Raw genomic sequence first — 22,431 nt, 5'->3', positions numbered from 1 at the left:
CGGTCAGGCCTTGCTGCGCTGGCGCAGCGATGGGTTCATTTCAAGCTCGCGCTCAAGCGAAATCGTTGCATCCGCATAGGCTTCCTGGCGGGCAACGCTCCAGTACCGCAGCTCATCCAGCGCGATCTTTTCCGACGTCACGGCGCACAGCACGTAGGAGCCCGGCGACAGGACCTGAAAGTCGCCGTCGAGGTAGCGTATCTTGGCTTCGCGTGAGCCGGGGCCTTCAAACCTGTTCATTGTCCGGTGGTTTCCAATTCTTTTCGTCAGCTCATTTAGGCGGCAGATGCCCCGCGGGTCAAGACGTCAGCGCCTGCCGAAAAGCCGCTCGATATCCGTGAGCTTCAGTTCGATGTAGGTGGGCCGGCCGTGATTGCACGTGCCTGAGCCGGGCGTGTCTTCCATCTGGCGCAACAGTGCGTTCATCTCGTCCGGCTTCAGCCGCCGGCCGGAACGCACGGAGCCATGGCAGGCCATCGTGGCGGCAACATGGTCGAGAATGGCCTTCAAACCATCGGATGTATCGTGTTCGGCAATCTCGTCTGCGAGGTCGCGGATGAGCTGCTGCACGTCGATCTCGCCCAGCATGGACGGGGTTTCCCGCACGGCGACCGCACCGGGACCAAAGGCCTCCACGCCTAGACCGAAGCGCAACAGGGTTTCCGCATGGGCCACCAGCCGCTCCACGTCCTCTTCCGGCAGATCGACGATCTCGGGAATGAGCAGCATCTGCGCGGGCAGGGGTCTTGAATGCAGCGCCGTCTTCAATGCCTCGTAGACAAGCCGCTCATGTGCCGCGTGCTGGTCGACGATGATGAGACTGTCTTCCGTCTGCGAGACGATGTAGTTCGCATGCATCTGCGCGCGTGCAGCGCCGAGCGGTGCGGCCAGCAGGGCTTGCGGCACCTCCGTTGTGCTGGCCCGCGTATCGGTAGCCAGCACGTCCGCTTCAGCCAGGAAGCCGCGTGGCGGTTCCGCAAATCCGTTGCCCGCATGGAATGGCGCCGGGTCCGGTGTGACGGGACGAAAGGCAGACTGCTGGGTTGTATAGTTCTGGTTGACCGATGGCGAACCCTGCCAGTGCTGTGCCGGTTGGGCCGGGCGCAAAGGCTCCGCTCCGCCGAGCCGGAAGGACTGCAGCATGGCTTCCGCTCCGCTGGTGGCGGCGCGAATGCCGGACTGGCCGAGCGCCTGGCGGATTGCACCGACGATCAGCCCGCGCACCAGACCCGGATCGCGGAAGCGCACATCGGCCTTGGCCGGATGCACATTGACGTCGACCAGCGCCGGATCGAGGTTGAGGAACAGCACCACGACCGGGTGCCGGTCGCGCGAGATCACATCCGCATAGGCGCCGCGGATGGCGCCCCATATCTGCTTGTCGCGCACCGGCCGTCCGTTGACATAGGCAAATTGATGCAGGCTGTTGGCGCGGTTGAAGGCCGGTATCCCGGCAAACCCGGTCAGGCGCACCCCGTCACGCTCCGCATCGATGGCAAGCGCGTTCTCCGGGAATTCCCTGCCCAGCACCTGCGAAATCCGTTCCAGCATGCCGGCGGAGCCAATGCCCGTCGCCGCGAGCTCGAGCGGCGTACGGTCGCTGCCCGCCAGGGAAAAGCGGATATGCGGGAAGGCAATGGCAACGCGCTTGACGATATCGCTGATGGCGGAGGCCTCAGCACGGTCGGTCTTCATGAATTTCAGGCGTGCGGGTGTAGCAAAGAACAGATCGCGCACCTCGGCGATCGTGCCGTTGTTCATCGCCGCCGGGCGCGGTCCGTCCATATGGCCGCCATGCACGCTGATCTCGAAACCGGAATCGGCCTGTGCCGTGCGAGATTTGACCGACAGCCGCGAGACCGAGCCGATGGAGGGCAGGGCCTCGCCGCGAAAACCCAGCGCCCGGATATCATGCACGTCATCCGTCAGTTTCGATGTGCAATGGCGCGAAACGGCTAGCGTCAGTTCATCCGAAGGGATGCCCGATCCATTGTCGGTGATGCGGATGAGGTTCTTGCCGCCGCCCGCCGTCACCACTTCGATGCGGGTTGCCCCGGCATCGATGGCGTTCTCGACAAGCTCCTTTACCACGCTTGCGGGGCGTTCGATGACTTCACCCGCAGCGATCTGGTTGATGATGGTTTCGGTAAGCTGTTTGATGGCCATGCCATACATATAGGGGATTCGTCCGGCGACGGAAATTGTTCGCAGCCAAAGCGCACCGGAATATATTTTAAGCCAAAACTATCTGGCCATCGACGCGATTTTGGTGCTAGGTCTGGGAAAAGCATTATGGAGGAAATTACATGGCGCATTCCAAAGCTTCCTTTGTCTGGACGGATCCGTTTCTGCTGGAAGATCAGTTGACCGAAGACGAACGGATGATCCGGGACAGTGCGCGCGCCTTCGCGCAGGGAGAGCTGGCACCGCGTATCGAGGAAGCCTATCTCGAGGAAAAGACCGATCCGGCGCTTTTCCGCATGATGGGCGAGGCCGGGCTTCTCGGCGTGACGCTGCCGGAAGAATACGGCACCGCCGGTGCATCCTACGTCGCCTATGGTCTGGTTGCACGTGAAGTCGAGCGTGTCGACAGCGGCTATCGCTCGATGATGAGCGTGCAGTCCTCGCTGGTCATGTATCCCATCTACGCCTATGGCTCCGAAGAACAGCGCAAGAAATATCTGCCGAAGCTGGCTTCGGGCGAGTGGATCGGCTGCTTCGGCCTGACCGAGCCCGATGCCGGTTCCGATCCGGCCGGGATGAAAACGCGCGCCGAAAAGGTTGCCGACGGGTACCGGATTTCCGGCTCGAAAATGTGGATTTCCAATTCACCCATCGCGGATGTCTTCGTGATCTGGGCCAAGTCCGATGCGCATGACGGCCAGATTCGTGGCTTCGTGCTCGAGAAGGGTATGAAGGGGCTTTCCGCTCCGAAGATCGGCGGCAAGCTTTCGCTCCGCGCCTCGATCACCGGCGAAGTCGTCATGGACGGGGTTGTCGTTGGCGAAGAACACCTTCTGCCCAATGTTTCGGGCCTCAAGGGGCCGTTCGGCTGCCTCAACCGTGCCCGCTACGGCATTTCCTGGGGTGTGATGGGGGCCGCGGAAGATTGCTGGCAGCGCACCGTGCAATACGGTCTCGACCGCAAGCAGTTCGGCAAGCCGCTGGCTGCAACCCAGCTGTTCCAGAAGAAATTCGCCGACATGCAGACGGAAATCACGCTGGGCCTGCAGGCGAGCTTGCGGGTTGGACGCCTCATGGATGAAGACCGGATGGCGCCGGAGATGATCAGTCTGGTCAAGCGCAACAATTGCGGCAAGGCTCTGGATATTGCCCGCGTTGCCCGTGACATGCATGGCGGCAACGGCATCCAGATCGGCTATCACGTGATGCGCCATGCGCAGAACCTTGAAACAGTCAACACCTATGAGGGCACGCATGATGTGCACGCGCTCATTCTCGGGCGCGCCCAGACCGGCATTCAGGCATTCTTCTAGGAATGGCCGACAGGCTCGTCCTGCTTGGAACCAAGGGTGGCCCGGCAATCCGTCCGGGCGGCCCGTCGCCGACATCGTCGCTGCTGGACATATCAGGCCGGCGGGTCGTCATCGATTGCGGTCTTGGTGTGACTCGCGCGTTGGTCAATGCGGATCTGTCACTGAAGGATCTGGATATGATCCTGATCACACATCTGCATTCCGACCATGTGCTCGAACTCGGCCCGCTCATGCACACGGCATGGACGTCGGGGCTGTCGCACAAAGTCACGGTCTACGGCCCGGCCGGAATTGAAGACTACTGGTCAGGCTTCCTGCAATCCATGCGCTACGACATTGATCTGCGCATCGAGGACGAGGGTCGGCCCGATCTGCGCGATCTTGTCGATCTGCGGGTTTACGCCGATGGTTTGGTCTATCAGGACGCGAGCCTGACGATCACCGCCTTGCGCGTCGATCATCCGCCGGTTGTCGATTGTTTTGCGCTGAAGATCGAAGCGGCAGGCAAATCCATCGTCTTTTCAGCGGATACGGCCTATTTCCCGCCGCTGGCCGGTTTTTCCCGTGGGAGCGATCTTCTCGTGCATGAAGCGATGCTGCCAGAAGGCGTGGACCGTCTCGTCGCGCGGACGGGCAACGGCGCACGCCTCAAAGAACATCTTCTCGCCAGCCATACGCTGGTTGAAGATGCCGCGCGGATCGCGGTGGCCGCTGAGGTGAAGCATCTTGTGCTGCATCACCTCATTCCGGCCGACGATCCGCAATTCGGCGAAGCCGACTGGGTAAAGGCTCTGGATGGCAAGTGGGATGGCCGATTGACCGTCGGCCGCGACGGTCTGGTCATCCCGCTCTAGATATCAGCCACTCCGGGCCGAATGCAGCTTTTCCAGTGCCGCCAGCAGAATGCACAGCGCGATGCCCTGCGAGGCCAGTTCCACTTCCTGCAGGGAAGGGAATGTCGGCGCCAGCCGCAAAGTACGGTCGTGCGGGTCCTTGCCGTGCGGTGAGGTCGATCCTGCCGGCGTCAAGGTCACCCCTGCCTGCTTGGCCAGTTCGACCACATGCTTGGCCGTGCCTTCCATGGCATCGACGCAGATGAAATAGCCGCCCTGCGGCTTCGACCATTCGGCGACACCCGTGCCGGCGAGGCGCTTTTCCAGGGCAGCGTTGACCATGTCGAACTTCGGCGCGATCAGGGCGCGATGCGCCGCCATGTGCTTGCGTATGCCGTGCTCGTTTTTGAGGAACCGCACATGCCGCAGCTGGTTCAGCTTGTCCGGTCCGATTGTCCGTTTGCTGGCGCTGGCAAGGTACCAGCGCACATTGGCTGCCGACGAGGCGAAGAAGGCAAGGCCGGCACCCGCCAGCGTTACCTTGGACGTGGAGGCGAAGACAAAGGCCCGGTCGGGATGTCCGGCCTTTTCGCACAGGTCGAGAATATCGGGGATCTGATGCTCGGTTTCCGTGAGATGATGCACCGCATAGGCATTGTCCCAGAACAGGCGGAAATCCGGAGCGCCGGTTTTCATCGCGGCAAGACGTTCGATCACCGCATCGGAATAGGTCTCGCCGGAGGGGTTCGAGTATTTCGGCACGCACCACATGCCCTTGACGCTCGGATCGGCAGCGAGTTTCTCGACAATGTCCATGTCAGGCCCATCGCCCTTGAGCGGTACGGGCAGCATGCGGATGCCGTATTCTTCGAGGATGGAGAAATGCCGGTCATAGCCGGGAACCGGGCAGATGAAAGCCGGAGCTTCCGTCTTCTGCCAGGGTTCGGTGCCTCCAGGAACGCCCTTGACCCAGGCCCAGAGCAGGCAGTCGTGCATCAGCGCCAGACTGGAATTGTCGCCGACAACGATCCGATCCGGCGACGTGCCGAGCGTTGGCGCGAACAGCGTGCGCACTTCCGCCAGTCCCTGCAGATTGCCGTAATTGCGGGCATCTTCACCGGCTTCGCTGAAGTGATCGCCATTGCCGGGCAGGGTCAACATGCCGTTGGCGAGCGCCAATTGCTCGGGGCTCGGTTTGCCGCGGGTCATGTCGATTTTCAGTCCACGGGCACGGAAGGCCTCGTATTCTTTCAAAGTCTTTTGGCGCAGGGCGGCGAAATCGTCACTGTTCAGATCGGCAATACGGCTCATGGGAAGGTCAGCTCTGTTGTCTATAGGCTTGGGGAGGTCAACGGTAAGACGGCTGCGGGGTCCGCAGCCGCCCTTGCATGGTCAGCCTTTCTGCTGCTGAACGATGCCGTAAATATTGGTCGAACGGGCGCCGGAGCGGCAATAGGCCAGCACCGGGCCGTCCGCTTCTTCGAGTGCAGCGGCCATTGCATCCACGTCGTCCTGGGTCAGCTGGCCTGAAACCACGGGGACGTAGTAGATCGGGATGCCTGCCTTTTCGGCGACCTTGGCGATTTCGGCAAATTCCGGCTGATCCGGTGATTCACCATCGGGGCGGTTGCAGATCAGGGTCTGGTAGCCTGCCGCAGCAATATCGCGTACATCGTCGGGTGAAATCTGTCCGGTCACGGCAAAGCCTTCGTCAATCTGACGGATATCCATTTTCTTTCCTTGAGAATGTGATTGGTGGCAGCACCATACATCAAACGCTGACCAATGCCACATCAAAGCCGATTGATCGGGGCCGCAAATTGCGAGCATTGCTCCATAAATAGGCATATGCGACTAATTGATAATAATATAGGCATTTGATTGCCGAAACGGTGCCGGCCGCACCGTTGTTTCCGCCGCTGCGGTCTTCATAATATTGAAGGCCTGTGGCGCTTGACCGTTGTAATCTCGGGCTAATCCAAAGATTTCACACGAGCAGGACGCTGCAATCCGCAGTTGGCACGGTCGTTGCATAGTATTCCCTCGGTACAAACAACCATAAAGAGGGGTTTACCTGAATGTTCAGTCTAACAGCCAGATTTATTGGAACCTTGGCGGCCGCCGCCGTGGGAGCGACACTGACCCTTGCACCGGCAAAGGCAGCCGAGGACACAATCAAGGTCGGTATTCTGCATTCGTTGTCCGGTACGATGGCGATTTCCGAAACCACGCTCAAGGATACGATGCTCTTCCTTATCGACGAGCAGAACAAGAAAGGCGGGGTTCTCGGCAAGAAGCTTGAAGCCGTCGTTGTCGATCCGGCGTCGGATTGGCCGCTGTTTGCAGAAAAAGCCCGTCAGTTGATCGAACAGGACAAGGTTGCGGCGGTTTTCGGCTGCTGGACATCGTCCTCGCGCAAATCCGTGCTTCCGGTTTTCGAGGAATTGAATTCCCTGCTGTTCTACCCGGTTCAGTATGAAGGCGAGGAAAGCTCGCGCAACGTTTTCTACACGGGTGCTGCGCCGAACCAGCAGGCCATTCCCGCCGTGGATTATCTCGCCAAACAGGAAGGCGTGGAGCGCTGGGTTCTCGCCGGTACTGACTATGTCTATCCGCAGACCACCAACAAGATCCTGAAGGCCTACCTCAACGCCAAGGGCGTGAAGGATGAGGACATCATGATCAACTACACGCCGTTCGGTCATTCCGACTGGCAGACGATCGTGTCCGACATCAAGAAGTTCGGCTCGGCCGGCAAGAAGACCGCTGTTGTTTCCACCATCAATGGCGATGCCAATGTGCCGTTCTACAAGGAACTGGCCAACCAGGGCATCAAGGCCGAAGACATTCCCGTTGTCGCCTTCTCGGTGGGCGAGGAAGAACTGGCCGGTCTCGACACCAAGCCGCTGGTCGGCCATCTCGCCGCCTGGAACTACTTCGAATCCGTCGATTCCGACGCCAATGCCGACTTCATCAAGAAATGGCACGCCTATATCAAGAACGACAAGCGCGTGACCAATGATCCGATGGAAGCAACGTTCATTGGTTTCAACATGTGGGTGAAGGCCGTCGAAGCCGCCGGCACCACCAAGTCGGATGCCGTCATCGATTCGATCGTCGGCGTCTCCGTCCCGAACCTGTCCGGCGGTTACGCGGCGATGATGCCGAACCATCACATCACCAAGCCGGTCCTCATCGGCGAAGTGCAGGCCGATGGCCAGTTCGACATCGTCTACAGGACGCCGGGCCTCGTCGTCGGCGATGAATGGTCCGACTATCTGCCAGGCTCGAAGGACCTGATCTCCGATTGGCGCAAGCCGATGTCGTGCGGCAATTTCAACGTTGTCACCGGCAAGTGCGGCGGCGCGACCAAGACGAACTAAGCGCTAAAATCAGGCTCCGGCTTCGGGTCGGGGGCGACAACGCCGAAGCCAACTCCATCCCCGTCTCATGGCGGGGATGGAGCTCCTCCCTGGAATTTCAAATGCAGGATTGTTGAATGTCATTGAGCCGCTTCCTGTCCATCATCGCGATACTCGGGCTTTGCCTGTTTCCTGCGGTCGCCGGTGCGCAAGCCATGGATGACGCCAAACTCACATCGCTGGTGCAGGCGCTGGCCGGTGATAATTTCGACGAGACGAGCAAGGCGGTTTCAGAACTTGCCAAAAGCGGTACGCCGCGCGCCGCTGCCATTCTCAACGCATTGAGTGCCGGCGATCTATATGTTTCGAAGGCTGACAAAGCGGTGTTTATCGGTACGCGCGATGGCGCGGATTATGCGGCAACCGATCCGCTGAGCGGTGCAAAACTGCCTCCCGTTCCGCGCAACACGGCCGAGAAGATCAAGGTCAACAACCGGCTGCGCCGCGATATTGCCGCTGCCATCGGCGGCCTGACACTGATGAGCACCGACGCGGCGGAGCGTCGGTCCGCTGCCGAAGCAATCCTGAAGAACCGCGATCCTGAATCCATTCCGTTGCTGGACCAGGCCCTGTCGGCGGAGAAGGATGCGGGGATCAAGGCGCTGATGCAGCGGGCCAAGGCTGCTGCTGTTCTCAATTCCAGCGCGGCAGACGATGTGAAGATCGCCGCCATCGCCGCAATCAAATCCGGGAACGGGCGCGAGGCGCTCGGTCTGTTGACGCCGCTCGCCGGTGTTCCGGGGCCGGTCGGCGAAGCCGCCAGTGCCGCCATATCCAGCATCAACGCAGAACTCGAAATCTGGAACGGTATCCAGAATGTCATTTACGGCCTGTCGCTTGGCTCGGTCCTGCTGCTCGCGGCTATCGGCCTTGCGATCACATTCGGTGTCATGGGTGTCATCAACATGGCCCATGGCGAAATGGTGATGATCGGCGCCTACACGACCTTCGTGGTGCAGCAGATCATCCGCACATCGATGCCGGGGTTGTTCGAATATTCGCTTCTGTTTGCCTTGCCCGCCGTTTTTCTCGTCTCCGGCGGCATCGGCGTCGTCATTGAGCGCGGGATCATCCGCTTTCTCTATGGCAGGCCGCTGGAGACCCTGTTGGCCACCTGGGGCATATCGCTGGTGCTGCAGCAGGCGACGCGGTCGTGGTTCGGTGCCTCGAATGTTCAGGTCAGCAGCCCGTCATGGATGTCGGGCTCCTTCGATGTCGGCATGCTGACGCTGACATGGTCACGCCTCTGGATCATCGTGTTCTCCCTGTCGGTCTTTGCCGTGCTGCAGCTGGTGCTGAAGAAAACCATGCTCGGCCTGCGCATGCGGGCGGTCACGCAGAACCGGCGCATGGCGTCCTCCATGGGCATCCGCACGCCATGGGTCGACGCGCTCACCTTCGGTCTTGGTTCCGGTATTGCCGGCATTGCCGGTGTCGCGCTCAGCCAGATCGACAATGTCAGCCCCAATCTGGGCCAAGGCTATATCATCGACAGTTTCATGGTCGTGGTCTTCGGCGGTGTCGGCAATCTCTGGGGAACGCTGGTCGGTGCCATGTCGCTCGGCATTGCCAACAAGTTCCTCGAGCCCTTTGCCGGGGCCGTCCTTGGCAAGATTCTCGTGCTGGTCCTCATCATCCTGTTCATTCAGAAGCGCCCGCGCGGTCTCTTCGCACTCAAGGGAAGGGCCATCGAGGCATGATCACCCAATGGTTTTTCAGACATGGCGACCGGCGCAGCCTGATTGCGGTCATCATTCTGGTGGCGGTTGCCTGTCTCGTGCCCGTCCTCAATCTGCTGGTGCCGGACACCTCGCCCCTGCATATCCCGACCTATCTGGTTTCGCTGCTCGGCAAATACCTGACCTATGCACTGCTCGCCGTGGCGCTTGATCTGGTCTGGGGTTTTTGCGGCATTCTTTCGCTTGGCCATGGCGCGTTCTTTGCCCTGGGCGGCTATGCCATGGGTATGTATCTGATGCGCCAGATCGGCCCGCGCGGTGTCTATGCCGATCCGGTCCTGCCGGATTTCATGGTGTTCCTCAACTGGAAGGAACTGCCGTGGTTCTGGTACGGTTTCGACAATTTCTGGTTCGCGGCCCTGATGGTCGTGCTGGTGCCGGGGGTGCTGGCCTTCGGCTTCGGCTGGCTGGCCTTCCGCTCGCGTGTGACGGGTGTCTACCTCTCCATCATCACCCAGGCCTTGACCTATGCGCTGCTGCTCGCCTTCTTCCGCAACGACATGGGCTTTGGCGGCAATAATGGCCTCACGGATTTCAAGGATATTCTCGGCTTCAATGTGCAGGCGGGAACGACCCGTTCAGCGCTGTTCGCAGCAACCGCCGTGTTTCTGGCGCTGGCCGTTCTTGTGTCCAGTTTCATCATTCGCTCGAAGCTCGGCAAGGTGCTGGTCGGCGTGCGCGACGCGGAAAGCCGCATGCGCTTCCTCGGCTATCGCGTTGACCGGTACAAGCTGTTCGTCTGGACGGTCTCTGCCATGATGGCGGGCATTGCCGGGGCGCTTTATGTGCCGCAGGTGGGCATTATCAACCCATCCGAGTTCGAACCCGCCAACTCCATCGAAGCGGTCATCTGGGTGGCGGTCGGCGGGCGCGGCACGATCATCGGTCCGATCATCGGCGCGATCCTCGTTAATTTCGGCAAGACCTACTTTACCGCGGCATTTCCGGAGATTTGGCTGTTTGCGCTCGGTGCGCTGTTCATCCTCGTCACGCTGTTCCTGCCCAAGGGCATTCTCGGGCTCTATGGCTCGTGGCAAGCCCGCAGAGCCAGCCATGCGGCACGCAAAGACGAGGAGGTGCTGTCGCCGGTGGTGAAACAGGGCGGCAAGCTCGCCCCGGTACCTGAACCCCAGGCTGCGGAGTAGCGCCCATGAAGGCCAAGGACACATTGCTTTATCTTGACGGCGTTTCGGTTTCCTTTGATGGATTCCGTGCCATCAACAACCTTTCGCTCGTACTTCAGTCGGGAGAGATGCGGGCCATCATCGGTCCGAATGGGGCGGGGAAAACCACCATGATGGATATCATCACCGGCAAGACCAAGCCGGACAGCGGTGATGTCTATTTCAACGGCACGGTCGACCTGACCGGGCATGACGAAGCCGACATTGCCATGCTCGGCATCGGCCGCAAGTTCCAGAAGCCGACGGTCTTCGAAAGCCACACGGTGGAGGACAATCTGGTGCTGGCCCTGTCCGGGCCGCGCTCGGCCCTGTCAGCGCTGTTTCATCGCCAGAGCAGGGATGAAGCCGACCGCATTCACGAAATCCTCTACACGATCCGGCTGTTTGAAAAGCGCCACTGGCTGGCGGCCAGTCTCTCGCACGGCCAGAAGCAATGGCTGGAGATCGGCATGTTGCTCGCGCAGGATCCGAAATTGCTGCTGGTGGATGAGCCGGTCGCCGGGATGACCGACGCGGAAACCGCGGAGACGGCGAAACTCCTGCGCGACATCGCCCGCACCCGCTCGGTGATCGTGGTGGAGCATGACATGCATTTCGTGCGCGAGCTCGGCGTGAAGGTCACCTGCCTGCACGAGGGTTCGGTGCTGGCTGAGGGCTCGCTCGATCATGTCAGCAACGACCCGCGCGTTATCGAGGTCTATCTCGGGCGATGAGGCGGTGTGTGGCACATCAATGCGAGGGAATTTTCTGATGCTTACGGTTGAAAATGCTTCTCTTCACTATGGCGCCGCGCAAGCGTTGCGCGGCATATCGCTCGAGGTGAAGCCGCAATCCATCACCTGCGTCCTTGGCCGCAACGGTGTCGGCAAGACGAGCATGCTCCGGGCGATTGTCGGCCAGCACCCGCTATCGTCGGGGTCGATCAGCTTCGATGGTGCGCCGCTCGGCAGGAAGCCGCCCTACGACCGGGCGCGGGCCGGCATTGCTTTCGTGCCGCAGGGGCGCGAGATCTTTCCGCTGCTCACCGTGCGTGAAAATCTGGCGACGGGCTTTGCCGCCGCCAGACGCGGCAACCGCAATGTGCCGCCGGAGGTCTTCGAGCTGTTCCCCGTGCTCAAGACCATGCTGGGCCGGCGCGGCGGGGACCTGTCCGGCGGTCAGCAGCAGCAACTCGCCATCGGCCGTGCGCTGGTCACGCGTCCACGGCTGCTTGTTCTGGATGAGCCGACCGAAGGCATCCAGCCGTCGATCATCAAGGATATCGGCCGCGCCATCCGGTTTCTGCGCGATCAGACCGGTCTCGCCATCCTTCTCGTCGAACAATATCTCGATTTCTGCCGCGAGCTGGCAGACCATGTCTACATCATGGATCGCGGCGAGATCGTCCATTCCGGCGATGCCGCAAGTCTCGACAGACCGGAGGTGCGCAAGTTCCTGACGGTCTGAATGGACCACCGCTCTTGCTGTCGGCGGGTAATCATCGATAGAGTCTTGTCGGAGGACGGATTTCGATGATCGACAAGCTGGAATTTTTTATCGCTCTGGCGCGCAACCAGCATTTTGGCCGCGCGGCGGAGGAATGCGGCGTCACGCAGCCAACCCTGTCGGCCGCGATCCGCCAGCTTGAAGATACGCTGGGCGTCGTCCTCGTTCAGCGCGGCTCACGCTACAAGGGATTGACGCCGGAGGGCCAGCGGGTGCTCGAATGGGCGCGGCGCATTGTCGGCGATACACGGACGATGCGCGAAGAAATCCGCGCTGCACGCTATGGTCTGTCCGGGCATGTGAAGATAGCGGCAATCCCCACGGCGCTTGCCATGGTCTCGCGCCTGACGACGCCATTTCGCGAAAAACACCCCGATGTGACCTTTTCGGTGACCTCGCGCACCTCGCTGGAAGTCCTGACGCTGCTCAGCAATTTCGAGATCGATGCGGGAATCAGCTATCTCGACAATGAGCCGCTCGGGCGGGTGACTTCGGTTCCGCTCTATTCGGAACGCTACCAGTTGATCACCTCGACGGGCAGCACCTATTCGGATCGCGAATTTGTGACCTGGGCGGAGGTTGGTCAGTTGCCGCTCTGCCTGCTCACCCAGGACATGCAGAACCGCCGGATCATCAACAAACACCTGCACGAAGCGGGGGTGGACGTGCATCCGACGCTGGAATCCAATTCGATGATTGTGCTGTTCTCGCACATACGGACCGGCAAGTGGGCGAGCATCATGCCGCTCAACCTTGCGGAAACACTGGGTTTTTCCGAGCCGATCCGCGCTATTCCCATTGTCGAGCCCGATGCACGCCATCTTGTCGGGCTGGTGGCCGCTGACCGCGAACCCCATACGCCGCTGGTGTCCGCCCTGCTGCACGAGGCCCGGGCGCTTGCCATCGAACTCAATATGGTTTGATAGAAATCTTCTATCGACCAACGGGACTGGTATATTGATTAGTTGCGTCGTTTTTGATCTGTTCTAGGCTACGAGGAGCATTTAGGGAGGGCGCTGCACGAAATGCAGACCGCAAGTACCGATATCGCTGGGAGAGCGATAGACATTATCAATCAGTTGAAGGGTCAAGAGGGCCCGCTCCTTCCAATTCTGCACGAGTTGCAGGGCGAGTTCGGCTATGTGCCGCAGGAGACTTTGCCGCTGATTGCCCAGGCGCTGAACATATCGCGCGCCGAGGTGCACGGTGTTGTCACGTTCTATCACGATTACCGCGATCATCCGGCAGGCCGGCATGTGCTGAAGCTGTGCCGTGCGGAGGCCTGTCAGTCGATGGGCGGCGATGCCATGGCCCGAAAAGCCCGCGAACTGCTCGGCATCGACTGGCATGGAACAACCGCCGACGGTGCGGTGACGCTCGAACCGGTCTATTGCCTCGGCCTTTGCGCCTGTGCGCCCGCCGCGATGCTGGACGGCGAGGTCATTGGCCGTCTGGACGACGAAAAACTCGAAGAAATAGCGACGGGAGTGCGGCTATGACGGTCACATTCTTTGTCCCGCGCGATTCCGGCGCGCTTGCCCTCGGCGCCGAAAAGGTTGCCCGGACACTGCAGGATGAGATTGCTGCCCGCAATCTCGATGCGCGTATCGTTCGCAACGGGTCGCGCGGCATGTATTGGCTCGAACCGATGGTCGAGGTGGAAACACCGTCCGGCCGCGTGGCTTACGGCCCGGTCAAACCTTCCGATCTGGCTTCGCTTCTCGATACGGGTATGGCCGAAGGCCGGACCCATCCGCTCTGGCTTGGCCTGACCGAGCACCTGCCGTTCCTGGCAAAACAGACCCGCCTGACCTTTGCCCGTTGCGGCATAACCGATCCTGTCTCGCTCGATGATTACCGCGCCCGTGATGGCTTGAGGGGGCTGGAGAGGGCGCTTGCTCTTTCGCCGCTTGAAATCGTCACCCAGGTAACGGAATCCGGCCTGCGCGGACGCGGCGGGGCCGGTTTCCCAACCGGCATCAAATGGAAGACCGTTCTCGATGCGGCTGGCGAACGTAAATACATCGTATGCAATGCCGATGAAGGCGACAGTGGCACCTTTGCCGATCGCATGATCATGGAAGGCGATCCCTTCGTTCTGATCGAAGGCATGACCATTGCCGGTATCGCCGTCGGTGCCACCAAGGGTTACATCTATACCCGCTCCGAATATCCGCATGCGATTGCCGTGATGAACGAGGCCCTTGATGTCGCCCGCAAGGCTGGCGTGCTCGGCGTTTCGGTGCTGGGGTCTGCCCATGCTTTCGACATCGAAGTGCGTGTTGGCGCCGGTGCCTATGTATGCGGCGAGGAAACGGCGCTGCTGGAAAGTCTCGAAGGCCGCCGCGGCATCGTCCGCGCCAAGCCGCCTTTGCCCGCACATAAAGGGCTTTTCGGCAAGCCGACGGTCATCAACAACGTGATATCGCTTGCCTCCGTGCCGGTCATTCTCGACAAGGGCGCGGCGTTCTACAAGGATTTCGGCATGGGGCGCTCGCGCGGCACCATTCCGCTGCAGATCGCCGGTAACGTTCGGTATGGCGGGCTCTTCGAAACCGCTTTCGGCCTGACACTCGGCGAAATCGTCGATGATATCGGCGGCGGGACAGCGACAGGGCGTCCGGTCAAGGCGGTGCAGATCGGCGGCCCGCTCGGCGCCTATTTCCCGCGCGAACTCTTCGATACGCCCTTCGACTACGAGGCCTTTGCCGCCAAGGACGGGCTCATTGGCCATGCCGGGCTCGTGGTCTTCGATGACAGCGTCGACATGCTGAAACAGGCACGTTTCGCCATGGAGTTCTGTGCTGTCGAATCCTGCGGCAAGTGCACGCCGTGCCGCATCGGTTCGACCCGCGGTGTCGAGGTTGTCGATCGCATTGCCGCCAATATCGAGCCGGAAAAGCAGATCGCGGTTCTGACCGACCTCTGCAACACGATGAAGTTCGGTTCGCTCTGCGCCTTAGGCGGTTTTACGCCCTATCCGGTGATGAGCGCGCTGACGCATTTTCCTGAAGATTTTCGTCCTGCGCCGGTCGCGCAAGCGGCGGAATAGGAGCCCAAAATGTCCCTGATCCACGAAATCGATTTCGGTACGCCCGCCTCCAAATCCGAAAAGATGATCACCCTGACCATCGACGGCAACGAGGTGACCGTTCCCGAGGGCACCTCGATCATGCGTGCCTCGATGGAAGCGGGCATCAAGGTTCCGAAACTCTGCGCGACCGACATGGTCGATGCCTTCGGTTCCTGCCGTCTTTGCCTGATCGAGATCGAGGGGCGCAATGGCACGCCTGCCTCCTGCACCACGCCAGCCATGGACGGTCTTGTCGTTCACACCCAGACCCAGCGCCTCAAGGACATCCGCAAGGGTGTGATGGAGCTCTATATTTCCGATCATCCGCTGGACTGCCTGACCTGCGCGGCCAATGGCGATTGCGAGCTGCAGGACATGGCCGGTGCGGTCGGCTTGCGCGATGTACGTTATGGCTATCAGGGCGACAACCACGTCTTTGCCAAGGCGGACAACGTCGCCAATGACCGCTGGCTGCCCAAGGACGAATCCAATCCCTACTTCACCTATGACCCATCGAAATGCATCGTCTGCTCGCGCTGCGTGCGGGCTTGCGAGGAAGTGCAGGGCACGTTTGCGCTGACCATCGAAGGCCGGGGTTTTTCCAGCCGCGTTTCACCCGGCATGCACGAACATTTCATCGACAGCGAGTGCGTTTCCTGCGGTGCCTGCGTGCAGGCCTGCCCGACCGCAACGTTGACAGAAAAGTCGGTTATCCAGATCGGCCAGCCGGAACATTCCAAAGTGACCACCTGCGCCTATTGCGGTGTCGGTTGCTCGTTCAAGGCGGAAATGCGCGGCGAGGAACTGGTGCGCATGGTTCCCTACAAGGACGGCAAGGCCAATCGCGGTCATTCCTGCGTCAAGGGCCGGTTTGCCTATGGCTACTCGACCCACAAGGATCGCATCCTCAACCCGATGATCCGCGAGACGATTTCCGATCCATGGCGCGAAGTCTCCTGGGATGAGGCCTACAAGCACGTTGCCAATGAATTCCGCCGCATCCAGTACCAGTATGGCCGCAACTCCGTCGGCGGCATCACCTCGTCGCGTTGCACCAACGAGGAAACCTACCTCGTGCAGAAGCTGGTTCGTGCCGGTTTCGGCAACAACAATGTCGATACCTGCGCCCGCGTCTGCCATTCGCCGACCGGTTACGGCCTGAACAAGACATTCGGCACATCCGCCGGCACGCAGGATTTCGACAGTGTCGAGCACACGGATGTGGTTATCGTCATCGGTGCCAACCCGACCGATGGTCATCCGGTCTTTGCCTCGCGCCTGAAGAAGCGTCTGCGCAAGGGCGCCAAGCTCATCGTCATCGACCCGCGCCGCATCGACCTCGTGCGCTCGCCCCATGTGGCGGCGTCGTACCACCTGCCGCTGCGCCCCGGCACCAATGTGGCCGTGGTCACCTCGCTGTCCCACGTCATTGTCACGGAAGGCCTGTTCGATGAAAAATTCATCCGCGAGCGCTGCGACTGGGATGAGTTCCAGGATTGGGCTGCCTTTGTATCCGCACCCGAACACAGCCCCGAAGCGATCGAACAACTGACCGGTGTGCCGCCGCAGACGCTGCGTGAAGCCGCCCGGCTGTTCGCCACCGGCGGCAATGGCGCCATCTACTATGGCCTCGGCGTGACCGAGCACAGCCAGGGATCGACAACGGTCATGGCCATCGCCAACCTCGCCATGGCCACAGGCAATATCGGCCGCAAGGGCGTTGGCGTGAACCCGCTGCGCGGCCAGAACAATGTGCAGGGTTCTTGCGACATGGGTTCGTTCCCGCACGAGCTTCCCGGCTACCGCCATGTTTCCGGCGAAGCCACCCGCGATATCTTCGACAAGCTGTGGGGCGTGAAGCTGCAGGACGAACCGGGCCTGCGCATCCCCAATATGCTGGACGCCGCCGTCGATGGCACGTTCAAGGGCATCTACATCCAGGGCGAAGATATTCTCCAGTCCGATCCCGATACCAAACATGTGGCAGCCGGTCTTGCCGCCATGGAATGCGTCGTGGTTCACGATCTCTTCCTCAACGAGACCGCCAACTACGCCCATGTGTTCCTGCCGGGCTCGACTTTCCTCGAAAAGGACGGCACCTTCACCAATGCCGAGCGCCGCATCAACCGCGTGCGCAAGGTCATGAGCCCCAAGAACGGTTTTGCCGACTGGGAAGTCACCCAGAAACTGGCGCAGACCATGGGCCTCAACTGGAATTATACGCACCCGTCGCAGATCATGGATGAAGTTGCCCTGACGACGCCAAGCTTTGCCGGTGTGTCCTATGACCTCCTGGAAAAGGAGGGTTCCGTTCAGTGGCCGTGCAATGAAAAGGCGCCGCTGGGCACACCGATCATGCACATCGAGAGTTTTGCCCGCGGCAAGGGCAAGTTCGTCCGCACGGAGTACGTGGCAACCGACGAAAAGACCGGGCCGCGATTCCCGCTTCTCCTCACCACCGGACGTATTCTCTCCCAGTATAATGTCGGTGCGCAGACCCGCCGCACGGACAACGTGGTCTGGCACGAGGAAGACCGGCTGGAGATTCATTCGCACGACGCCGAACAGCGCGGTATCCGCGACGGCGACTGGGTGAAGATAACAAGCCGCTCCGGTGAGACCACGCTGCGCGCGCTGATTACCGACCGGGTTTCGCCGGGTGTGGTCTATACGACCTTCCACCATCCGACGACGCAGGCCAATGTCATCACCACGGATTTCACCGACTGGGCAACCAATTGCCCGGAATACAAGGTGACGGCGGTGCAGGTGGGTGCGTCCAACGGGCCGAGTGACTGGCAGGTCAAATATGACGAGCAGGCCCGCCAGAGCCGGCGCATCGCCCAGACACTCGACGCGGCGGAATAACCATGGCTGGGCGCCCCACACGGTTGCAGGTCCCGCGCATCACCCGCCGCCGCAAGGGCGAGGGCGATGTCTACGCGACCGGCAGCCGCATGGTGCCCGAGGAAACGCCCGTCGCATTCAGCTACAATGGCACCACCCACGCGGTGATGATGGCAAGCCCGGCCGACATGGAGGATTTCGCAGTCGGCTTCAGCCTGTCGGAGGGCATTATTGCCCGGCTCGACGAAATCAGCGAAATCGCCGTTGAAGAGCATGGCGAGGGCATTGACATCCAGCTGCGCCTCGCGGACGCCGCCGGACAGGAACTCACCGACCGCCGCCGCCGCATGGCGGGACCCGTTGGCTGCGGGCTGTGCGGCATCGAGTCCATCGAGCAGGCGTTGAAGCCGGTGGCTTCGGTCGACGCGACGCGCCTGCACCTGACGCCGGGCGATCTGGCGCAGGCGGTGCGGCTGCTATCGCCGCTGCAGCCGCTGCACAATGAAACCGGTGCGGTGCATGCGGCCGGATTCTATGTTCCCGGCCAGGGTATCGTGGCCGCGCGCGAGGATGTCGGCCGCCACAACGCCCTCGACAAGCTTGCCGGTGCCCTGTGCCGAACCGGCATCAGCGGTGCATCGGGCGCCGTTGTGATCACCAGCCGCGTCTCCATCGAAATGGTGCAGAAGGCGGCAATCATCGGCGCTTCCGTCCTGATTGCCGTATCTGCGCCGACGGCCTTGGCTGTGCGCACCGCGCAGGCGGCGGGCATGACGCTTGTTGCGCTGGTACGCGGCGATGAATTCGATGTCTTCACGCGTGCCGAGCGTATTCCGATTGCTGTAAATGCAGTGGCGGGTGCAACCGATGACACCGCTGCGTCCGGAAAATCCAACCTGGATCAGGCCTCGCCCACCCTTGTGCAAAGTCCAACCGTTCGATTGGTGCAATATGGATAATGAGAATCACCGGCAGTCGACCGCCGACAAGCTGGTCTATATGGCCAACCAGATCGCCACCTTCTTTCACACCCAGCCCAAGGATGAGGCGGTAGAGGGTGTAGCCGGCCACATCAACAATTTCTGGGAGCCGCGCATGCGTGCCCAGCTCTTTGCCATCCTGGAAAAGGATGACAATGGCCTTGACCCGCTCGTGGTCGAGGCGGCGTCCCATATCCGCAAGCCGGCTCCCGCCTCGGCTTGAACGTTGCAAGGGCGGCATTTTGGCTGCTCGACATGCGTTGCCTCTTGATTACCAGAAGGCCGGAGAACACCCGAACAAGAAGACGATCAGGCCGCACCGGAACCGGCCGTTAAACTGAAATACTAAAACATGAATCACCGCCACAAGGGCTTGGAGGAGGAATTCACATGTCAGCAACCGACAGGGCAGAGCCGCGGATTTATGAAAACCCGGGTATTCTCGACCGGGAACGCATCGTTGCCAAAGCGGGTTTCAACCGCTGGCTGGTGCCGCCCGCAGCGCTTGCCATTCACCTTTGTATCGGCATGGCCTACGGGTTCAGCGTGTTCTGGCTGCCGCTGTCGCGCGCCATCGGTGTCGAGCAATCGGTTGCGTGCGCGGATCTCAACCTTCTGACAGCGCTTTTCACCACGAGCTGTGATTGGCGCGTCAGCGATCTCGGCTGGATTTACACGCTGTTTTTCGTGCTTCTTGGCTGTTCCGCCGCCATCTGGGGCGGCTGGCTTGAACGCGTCGGGCCACGCAAGGCTGGCGTGGTCTCGGCGGTGTGCTGGTGCGGGGGCATGGTGCTAGCGGCCATTGGCGTAATCACGCACCAACTCTGGCTGATGTGGGTCGGTGCCGGCGTGATTGGCGGTATCGGCCTCGGGCTCGGTTACATCTCTCCGGTCTCCACGCTGATCAAATGGTTTCCCGACCGGCGCGGCATGGCGACCGGCATGGCCATCATGGGCTTTGGTGGCGGTGCCATGATCGGGGCACCGCTGGCCAACCTTCTGATGAATCATTTCAAGGCACCGGATACTGTCGGCGTCTGGCAGACCTTTCTGGTCATGGCCGCCGGCTATTTCGTCTTCATGATGTGCGGCGCCTTCGGCTACCGTATTCCGCCGGCCGGCTGGCGTCCGGAAGGCTGGACACCGCCGACGGACGCCAAGGCGATGATCACCACGCGGCACGTGCATCTGCGCGATGCCCACAAGACGAAACAGTTCTGGCTGATCTGGGCCGTGCTCTGCCTCAACGTGTCCGCCGGTATCGGTGTGATCGGCATGGCTTCGCCCATGCTGCAGGAAATCTTTGCGGGCAAGCTCATCGGCCTGCCTGATGTCAGCTTCACCCAGCTGGATGCGGGCCAGAAAACCGCCATCGCCTCCATTGCCGCGGGCTTTGCCGGTCTGATTTCCCTGTTCAACATCGGCGGGCGGTTCTTCTGGGCCTCGCTCTCCGACCGGATCGGCCGCAAGGCCACCTATTTCACCTTCTTCGCGCTTGGCATCGTGCTCTATGCGCTGGCGCCGACCGCCGCCCATATGGGCAGCCAAGCGCTGTTCGTCGCGATTTTCTGCGTGATCCTGTCCATGTATGGCGGCGGCTTTGCCACGGTCCCGGCCTACCTCGCCGATATTTTCGGGACGCAGTTCGTTGGCGCCATCCACGGCCGGCTGCTGACGGCCTGGGCAACGGCGGGCATCGTCGGGCCTGTCGTGGTCAATTACATCCGTGAGTTCCAGATCAATGCGGGCGTGCCGCGCGATCAGGTTTATGACCGCACCATGTATATTCTCGCGGGTATGCTGGCGCTGGGCTTCATCGCCAACTTTTTTATCCGCCCGCTTGCATCGAAATGGTTCATGTCCGACGCCGAGGTCGCTGCCCTGCAGGCCAAGACCAAGACAGCGGATATCGGCGCCACCGGCTCGTTCGGCATCGGCCATGGCGGACTCGACGCCAAGGCGGTGCTCGCCTGGGCCGCGGTGGGTATTCCCATTCTCTGGGGTGTCTGGGTGACCGTGCAGCAGGCGGTCGTGCTGTTCCGATAACAGCGTTCATCTAGGTCAAGGCAGGCTCCGTTCGCGGGGCCTGTTTTTTGATTCCCGTTCAGCAGCTGCGCAGGCCGCATGGATCGAAGGGCAGGTCGGCCAGTTCATCGAGGCCCATGGCTTGCAGGGCAGGGTGAGAGAGCGGATCACGGCGCCAGTGATCCAGCGCATCATGATCGACAGGACTACTCTCCTCGCTGGGCGGAACGAGAGTCTCTGCAAACCATTTTGTTAGCCAGAAAATCTTCATTACAAAGCTCCCATGAATCGAGGAATGTGCTATTTTGATCCCGTTCTCCGCGGTCAGCAATCAAGAATGGCGATATCTTGATGTAGAAAAACTGGATGAAGAATTTGCATGATGAAGAATTTGAATAGGGTTCACATCAACGGATTGCGCGCTGTCGAGGCAATCGGGCGGCTGGGGTCATTGCCGAAAGCCGCCGCCGAGCTTGGTGTTTCGGTCAGTGCGGTCAGTCAGCAATTGATCCGGACGGAAGCACAGATCGGCCATGCGGTGTTCGACAGGACCCGGGCGGGGCTGGTCCCGACCTTCTTCGGCAAGGCCTTCATCGCCCGGCTTGAAGAGGGTTTTCAGCATCTGTCGCGCGCTGTGGCGCTGGCGGACGATGTCGAACAGACCCTGCTTCTCTCCGTCGCCCCGACCTTCGCGTCAAAATGGCTGGTGCCGCGTCTGGGACGGCTGCGGGCCGCGCATCCCGAGATGAAGATCCGCATCGATCCGTCGCCTGGGGTGCTCGACCTGAAGAGTTCCGACATCGATCTCGCGATCCGGCTTGGCAGCGGCGAGTGGCGGGATGGCGCGCCGGAATGCCTGCTGCCGCAAAGGATGTTCCCGGTCTGCACACGCGGCTTTGCCGAACGCCTGACCGGACCGGCGGATATTTTCCGCCAGCCGATCATCTGTTACGAGAACCCCATGTTCAGCTGGGACGAATGGCAGGCCGCTGCCGGGCTCGATGGCCCGCTCGCCTTTGATGGCCCGACATTCTCCGATCCATGGCTAGCGGTCGAAGCAACGATCAGCGGGCAAGGCATCATGCTGGCCTGGGAGCTCTTCGTCGAAGACGCACTGGCAGACGGCCGGCTGGTCGCACCCTTTCCGCTGCGCGTGCCCTCCAATATCGCCTATTGGCTGGTTTCGCCGAAAAACCGCAAGCCGACCCAGCAAATGCAGCATTTCCAGGCGTGGATCCGTTCGGAAATCGCCGAAGACAACCGCGCGCCCACCGCATGATCTGTTGACAAGTTATACTGAAGTTTGAACAGTGCGGCTCACCACCATACGGGTTGCGTTGGGAGGA

The 22,431-nt window shown here is 60.9% G+C and carries 20 protein-coding genes; 15 read left to right on the top strand and 5 right to left on the bottom strand.

Annotation, left to right across the window (positions count from 1 at the left end):
* Positions 1-3 precede the first annotated feature (3 nt).
* Entirely contained in the window at positions 4-240 is a 237-nt protein-coding gene (locus ACZ25R_RS17380) for a DUF2093 domain-containing protein (protein ID WP_223611652.1), read from the bottom strand.
* 66 nt (positions 241-306) lie between these two features.
* Positions 307-2,166, bottom strand: coding sequence for a DNA mismatch repair endonuclease MutL (gene mutL / locus ACZ25R_RS17375; protein WP_472461694.1), 1,860 nt, complete (start codon positions 2,164-2,166; stop codon positions 307-309).
* A 140-nt stretch (positions 2,167-2,306) separates the two neighbouring features.
* On the opposite strand from mutL, the gene ACZ25R_RS17370 reads away from it, so the two are divergent.
* A complete protein-coding gene (locus tag ACZ25R_RS17370; RefSeq protein ID WP_426136772.1) occupies positions 2,307-3,497 on the top strand; it encodes an acyl-CoA dehydrogenase in 1,191 nt (396 codons plus the stop codon).
* A 2-nt stretch (positions 3,498-3,499) separates the two neighbouring features.
* The gene (locus ACZ25R_RS17365) at positions 3,500-4,351 is read left to right on the top strand and encodes an MBL fold metallo-hydrolase (protein ID WP_472461693.1); all 852 of its coding nucleotides are present in this window, start codon (positions 3,500-3,502) and stop codon (positions 4,349-4,351) included.
* Between the two features lie 3 nt (positions 4,352-4,354).
* On the opposite strand, the gene ACZ25R_RS17360 is transcribed toward ACZ25R_RS17365, so the two are convergent.
* Together ACZ25R_RS17360 and ACZ25R_RS17355 are read right to left on the bottom strand one after the other, a co-directional pair.
* Positions 4,355-5,641, bottom strand: a complete 1,287-nt coding sequence (locus ACZ25R_RS17360) for an aspartate aminotransferase type Ic (RefSeq protein ID WP_472461692.1) — start codon at positions 5,639-5,641, stop codon at positions 4,355-4,357.
* Positions 5,642-5,722: 81 nt separating this feature from the next.
* Positions 5,723-6,061, bottom strand: a complete 339-nt coding sequence (locus ACZ25R_RS17355; protein WP_130268767.1) for a protein tyrosine phosphatase family protein — start codon at positions 6,059-6,061, stop codon at positions 5,723-5,725.
* Between the two features lie 347 nt (positions 6,062-6,408).
* Between ACZ25R_RS17355 and urtA the strand changes: the two genes are divergently transcribed.
* The 12 genes from urtA (at position 6,409) to ACZ25R_RS17295 (ending at position 21,106) form a co-directional block, all read left to right on the top strand.
* A complete protein-coding gene (gene urtA / locus ACZ25R_RS17350; RefSeq protein WP_223611646.1) occupies positions 6,409-7,713 on the top strand; it encodes an urea ABC transporter substrate-binding protein in 1,305 nt (434 codons plus the stop codon).
* A gap of 116 nt (positions 7,714-7,829) precedes the next feature.
* Positions 7,830-9,452, top strand: coding sequence for an urea ABC transporter permease subunit UrtB (gene urtB, locus ACZ25R_RS17345; RefSeq protein WP_472461691.1), 1,623 nt, complete (start codon positions 7,830-7,832; stop codon positions 9,450-9,452).
* A complete protein-coding gene (urtC, locus tag ACZ25R_RS17340; RefSeq protein WP_472461690.1) occupies positions 9,449-10,636 on the top strand; it encodes an urea ABC transporter permease subunit UrtC in 1,188 nt (395 codons plus the stop codon). The genes urtB and urtC overlap by 4 nt, the downstream gene beginning before the upstream one ends.
* A gap of 5 nt (positions 10,637-10,641) precedes the next feature.
* Positions 10,642-11,388: an urea ABC transporter ATP-binding protein UrtD gene (gene urtD / locus ACZ25R_RS17335; protein WP_472461689.1), complete on the top strand. Its 747-nt coding sequence runs from the start codon at positions 10,642-10,644 to the stop codon at positions 11,386-11,388.
* A 37-nt stretch (positions 11,389-11,425) separates the two neighbouring features.
* Positions 11,426-12,121, top strand: coding sequence for an urea ABC transporter ATP-binding subunit UrtE (gene urtE, locus ACZ25R_RS17330; protein WP_223611642.1), 696 nt, complete (start codon positions 11,426-11,428; stop codon positions 12,119-12,121).
* A gap of 65 nt (positions 12,122-12,186) precedes the next feature.
* Positions 12,187-13,083, top strand: a complete 897-nt coding sequence (locus ACZ25R_RS17325) for a LysR family transcriptional regulator (protein ID WP_223611641.1) — start codon at positions 12,187-12,189, stop codon at positions 13,081-13,083.
* Positions 13,084-13,185: 102 nt separating this feature from the next.
* Positions 13,186-13,659 (top strand): formate dehydrogenase subunit gamma, encoded by a 474-nt coding sequence (locus tag ACZ25R_RS17320; RefSeq protein ID WP_463011657.1) that lies wholly within the window; start codon positions 13,186-13,188, stop codon positions 13,657-13,659.
* The gene (locus tag ACZ25R_RS17315) at positions 13,656-15,212 is read left to right on the top strand and encodes a formate dehydrogenase beta subunit (protein ID WP_472461688.1); all 1,557 of its coding nucleotides are present in this window, start codon (positions 13,656-13,658) and stop codon (positions 15,210-15,212) included. The genes ACZ25R_RS17320 and ACZ25R_RS17315 overlap by 4 nt, the downstream gene beginning before the upstream one ends.
* A gap of 9 nt (positions 15,213-15,221) precedes the next feature.
* Positions 15,222-18,101, top strand: coding sequence for a formate dehydrogenase subunit alpha (gene fdhF, locus ACZ25R_RS17310; protein ID WP_472461687.1), 2,880 nt, complete (start codon positions 15,222-15,224; stop codon positions 18,099-18,101).
* Positions 18,102-18,103: 2 nt separating this feature from the next.
* A complete protein-coding gene (gene fdhD, locus ACZ25R_RS17305) occupies positions 18,104-19,039 on the top strand; it encodes a formate dehydrogenase accessory sulfurtransferase FdhD (RefSeq protein WP_472461686.1) in 936 nt (311 codons plus the stop codon).
* The gene (locus tag ACZ25R_RS17300; RefSeq protein WP_223611636.1) at positions 19,032-19,283 is read left to right on the top strand and encodes a formate dehydrogenase subunit delta; all 252 of its coding nucleotides are present in this window, start codon (positions 19,032-19,034) and stop codon (positions 19,281-19,283) included. Before fdhD ends, ACZ25R_RS17300 begins: the two co-directional genes overlap by 8 nt.
* 167 nt (positions 19,284-19,450) lie before the next feature.
* A complete protein-coding gene (locus ACZ25R_RS17295; protein WP_472461685.1) occupies positions 19,451-21,106 on the top strand; it encodes an OFA family MFS transporter in 1,656 nt (551 codons plus the stop codon).
* A gap of 58 nt (positions 21,107-21,164) precedes the next feature.
* On the opposite strand, the gene ACZ25R_RS17290 is transcribed toward ACZ25R_RS17295, so the two are convergent.
* A complete protein-coding gene (locus ACZ25R_RS17290; RefSeq protein WP_472461684.1) occupies positions 21,165-21,356 on the bottom strand; it encodes a hypothetical protein in 192 nt (63 codons plus the stop codon).
* Positions 21,357-21,467: 111 nt separating this feature from the next.
* On the opposite strand from ACZ25R_RS17290, the gene ACZ25R_RS17285 reads away from it, so the two are divergent.
* Complete coding sequence (locus ACZ25R_RS17285; RefSeq protein ID WP_472461683.1) at positions 21,468-22,364, top strand: LysR substrate-binding domain-containing protein; 897 nt, start codon at positions 21,468-21,470, stop codon at positions 22,362-22,364.
* The last annotated feature ends 67 nt before the right edge of the window (positions 22,365-22,431 follow it).

The sequence above is a fragment of the Phyllobacterium sp. RCAM01083 genome (assembly GCF_055685835.1).
Note: the sequence above shows the minus strand (reverse complement) of the source record. Positions and strands in the feature narration are given on the sequence as shown.

What these genes read in the sequence shown, in the direction of transcription:
- ACZ25R_RS17380 (WP_223611652.1), bottom strand. Translation starts at nt 240, where the DNA reads ATGAACAGGTTTGAAGGCCCCGGCTCACGCGAAGCCAAGATACGCTAC.
- mutL (WP_472461694.1), bottom strand. Translation starts at nt 2,166, where the DNA reads ATGGCCATCAAACAGCTTACCGAAACCATCATCAACCAGATCGCTGCG.
- ACZ25R_RS17370 (WP_426136772.1), top strand. Translation starts at nt 2,307, where the DNA reads ATGGCGCATTCCAAAGCTTCCTTTGTCTGGACGGATCCGTTTCTGCTG.
- ACZ25R_RS17365 (WP_472461693.1), top strand. Translation starts at nt 3,500, where the DNA reads ATGGCCGACAGGCTCGTCCTGCTTGGAACCAAGGGTGGCCCGGCAATC.
- ACZ25R_RS17360 (WP_472461692.1), bottom strand. Translation starts at nt 5,641, where the DNA reads ATGAGCCGTATTGCCGATCTGAACAGTGACGATTTCGCCGCCCTGCGC.
- ACZ25R_RS17355 (WP_130268767.1), bottom strand. Translation starts at nt 6,061, where the DNA reads ATGGATATCCGTCAGATTGACGAAGGCTTTGCCGTGACCGGACAGATT.
- urtA (WP_223611646.1), top strand. Translation starts at nt 6,409, where the DNA reads ATGTTCAGTCTAACAGCCAGATTTATTGGAACCTTGGCGGCCGCCGCC.
- urtB (WP_472461691.1), top strand. Translation starts at nt 7,830, where the DNA reads ATGTCATTGAGCCGCTTCCTGTCCATCATCGCGATACTCGGGCTTTGC.
- urtC (WP_472461690.1), top strand. Translation starts at nt 9,449, where the DNA reads ATGATCACCCAATGGTTTTTCAGACATGGCGACCGGCGCAGCCTGATT.
- urtD (WP_472461689.1), top strand. Translation starts at nt 10,642, where the DNA reads ATGAAGGCCAAGGACACATTGCTTTATCTTGACGGCGTTTCGGTTTCC.
- urtE (WP_223611642.1), top strand. Translation starts at nt 11,426, where the DNA reads ATGCTTACGGTTGAAAATGCTTCTCTTCACTATGGCGCCGCGCAAGCG.
- ACZ25R_RS17325 (WP_223611641.1), top strand. Translation starts at nt 12,187, where the DNA reads ATGATCGACAAGCTGGAATTTTTTATCGCTCTGGCGCGCAACCAGCAT.
- ACZ25R_RS17320 (WP_463011657.1), top strand. Translation starts at nt 13,186, where the DNA reads ATGCAGACCGCAAGTACCGATATCGCTGGGAGAGCGATAGACATTATC.
- ACZ25R_RS17315 (WP_472461688.1), top strand. Translation starts at nt 13,656, where the DNA reads ATGACGGTCACATTCTTTGTCCCGCGCGATTCCGGCGCGCTTGCCCTC.
- fdhF (WP_472461687.1), top strand. Translation starts at nt 15,222, where the DNA reads ATGTCCCTGATCCACGAAATCGATTTCGGTACGCCCGCCTCCAAATCC.
- fdhD (WP_472461686.1), top strand. Translation starts at nt 18,104, where the DNA reads ATGGCTGGGCGCCCCACACGGTTGCAGGTCCCGCGCATCACCCGCCGC.
- ACZ25R_RS17300 (WP_223611636.1), top strand. Translation starts at nt 19,032, where the DNA reads ATGGATAATGAGAATCACCGGCAGTCGACCGCCGACAAGCTGGTCTAT.
- ACZ25R_RS17295 (WP_472461685.1), top strand. Translation starts at nt 19,451, where the DNA reads ATGTCAGCAACCGACAGGGCAGAGCCGCGGATTTATGAAAACCCGGGT.
- ACZ25R_RS17290 (WP_472461684.1), bottom strand. Translation starts at nt 21,356, where the DNA reads ATGAAGATTTTCTGGCTAACAAAATGGTTTGCAGAGACTCTCGTTCCG.
- ACZ25R_RS17285 (WP_472461683.1), top strand. Translation starts at nt 21,468, where the DNA reads ATGAAGAATTTGAATAGGGTTCACATCAACGGATTGCGCGCTGTCGAG.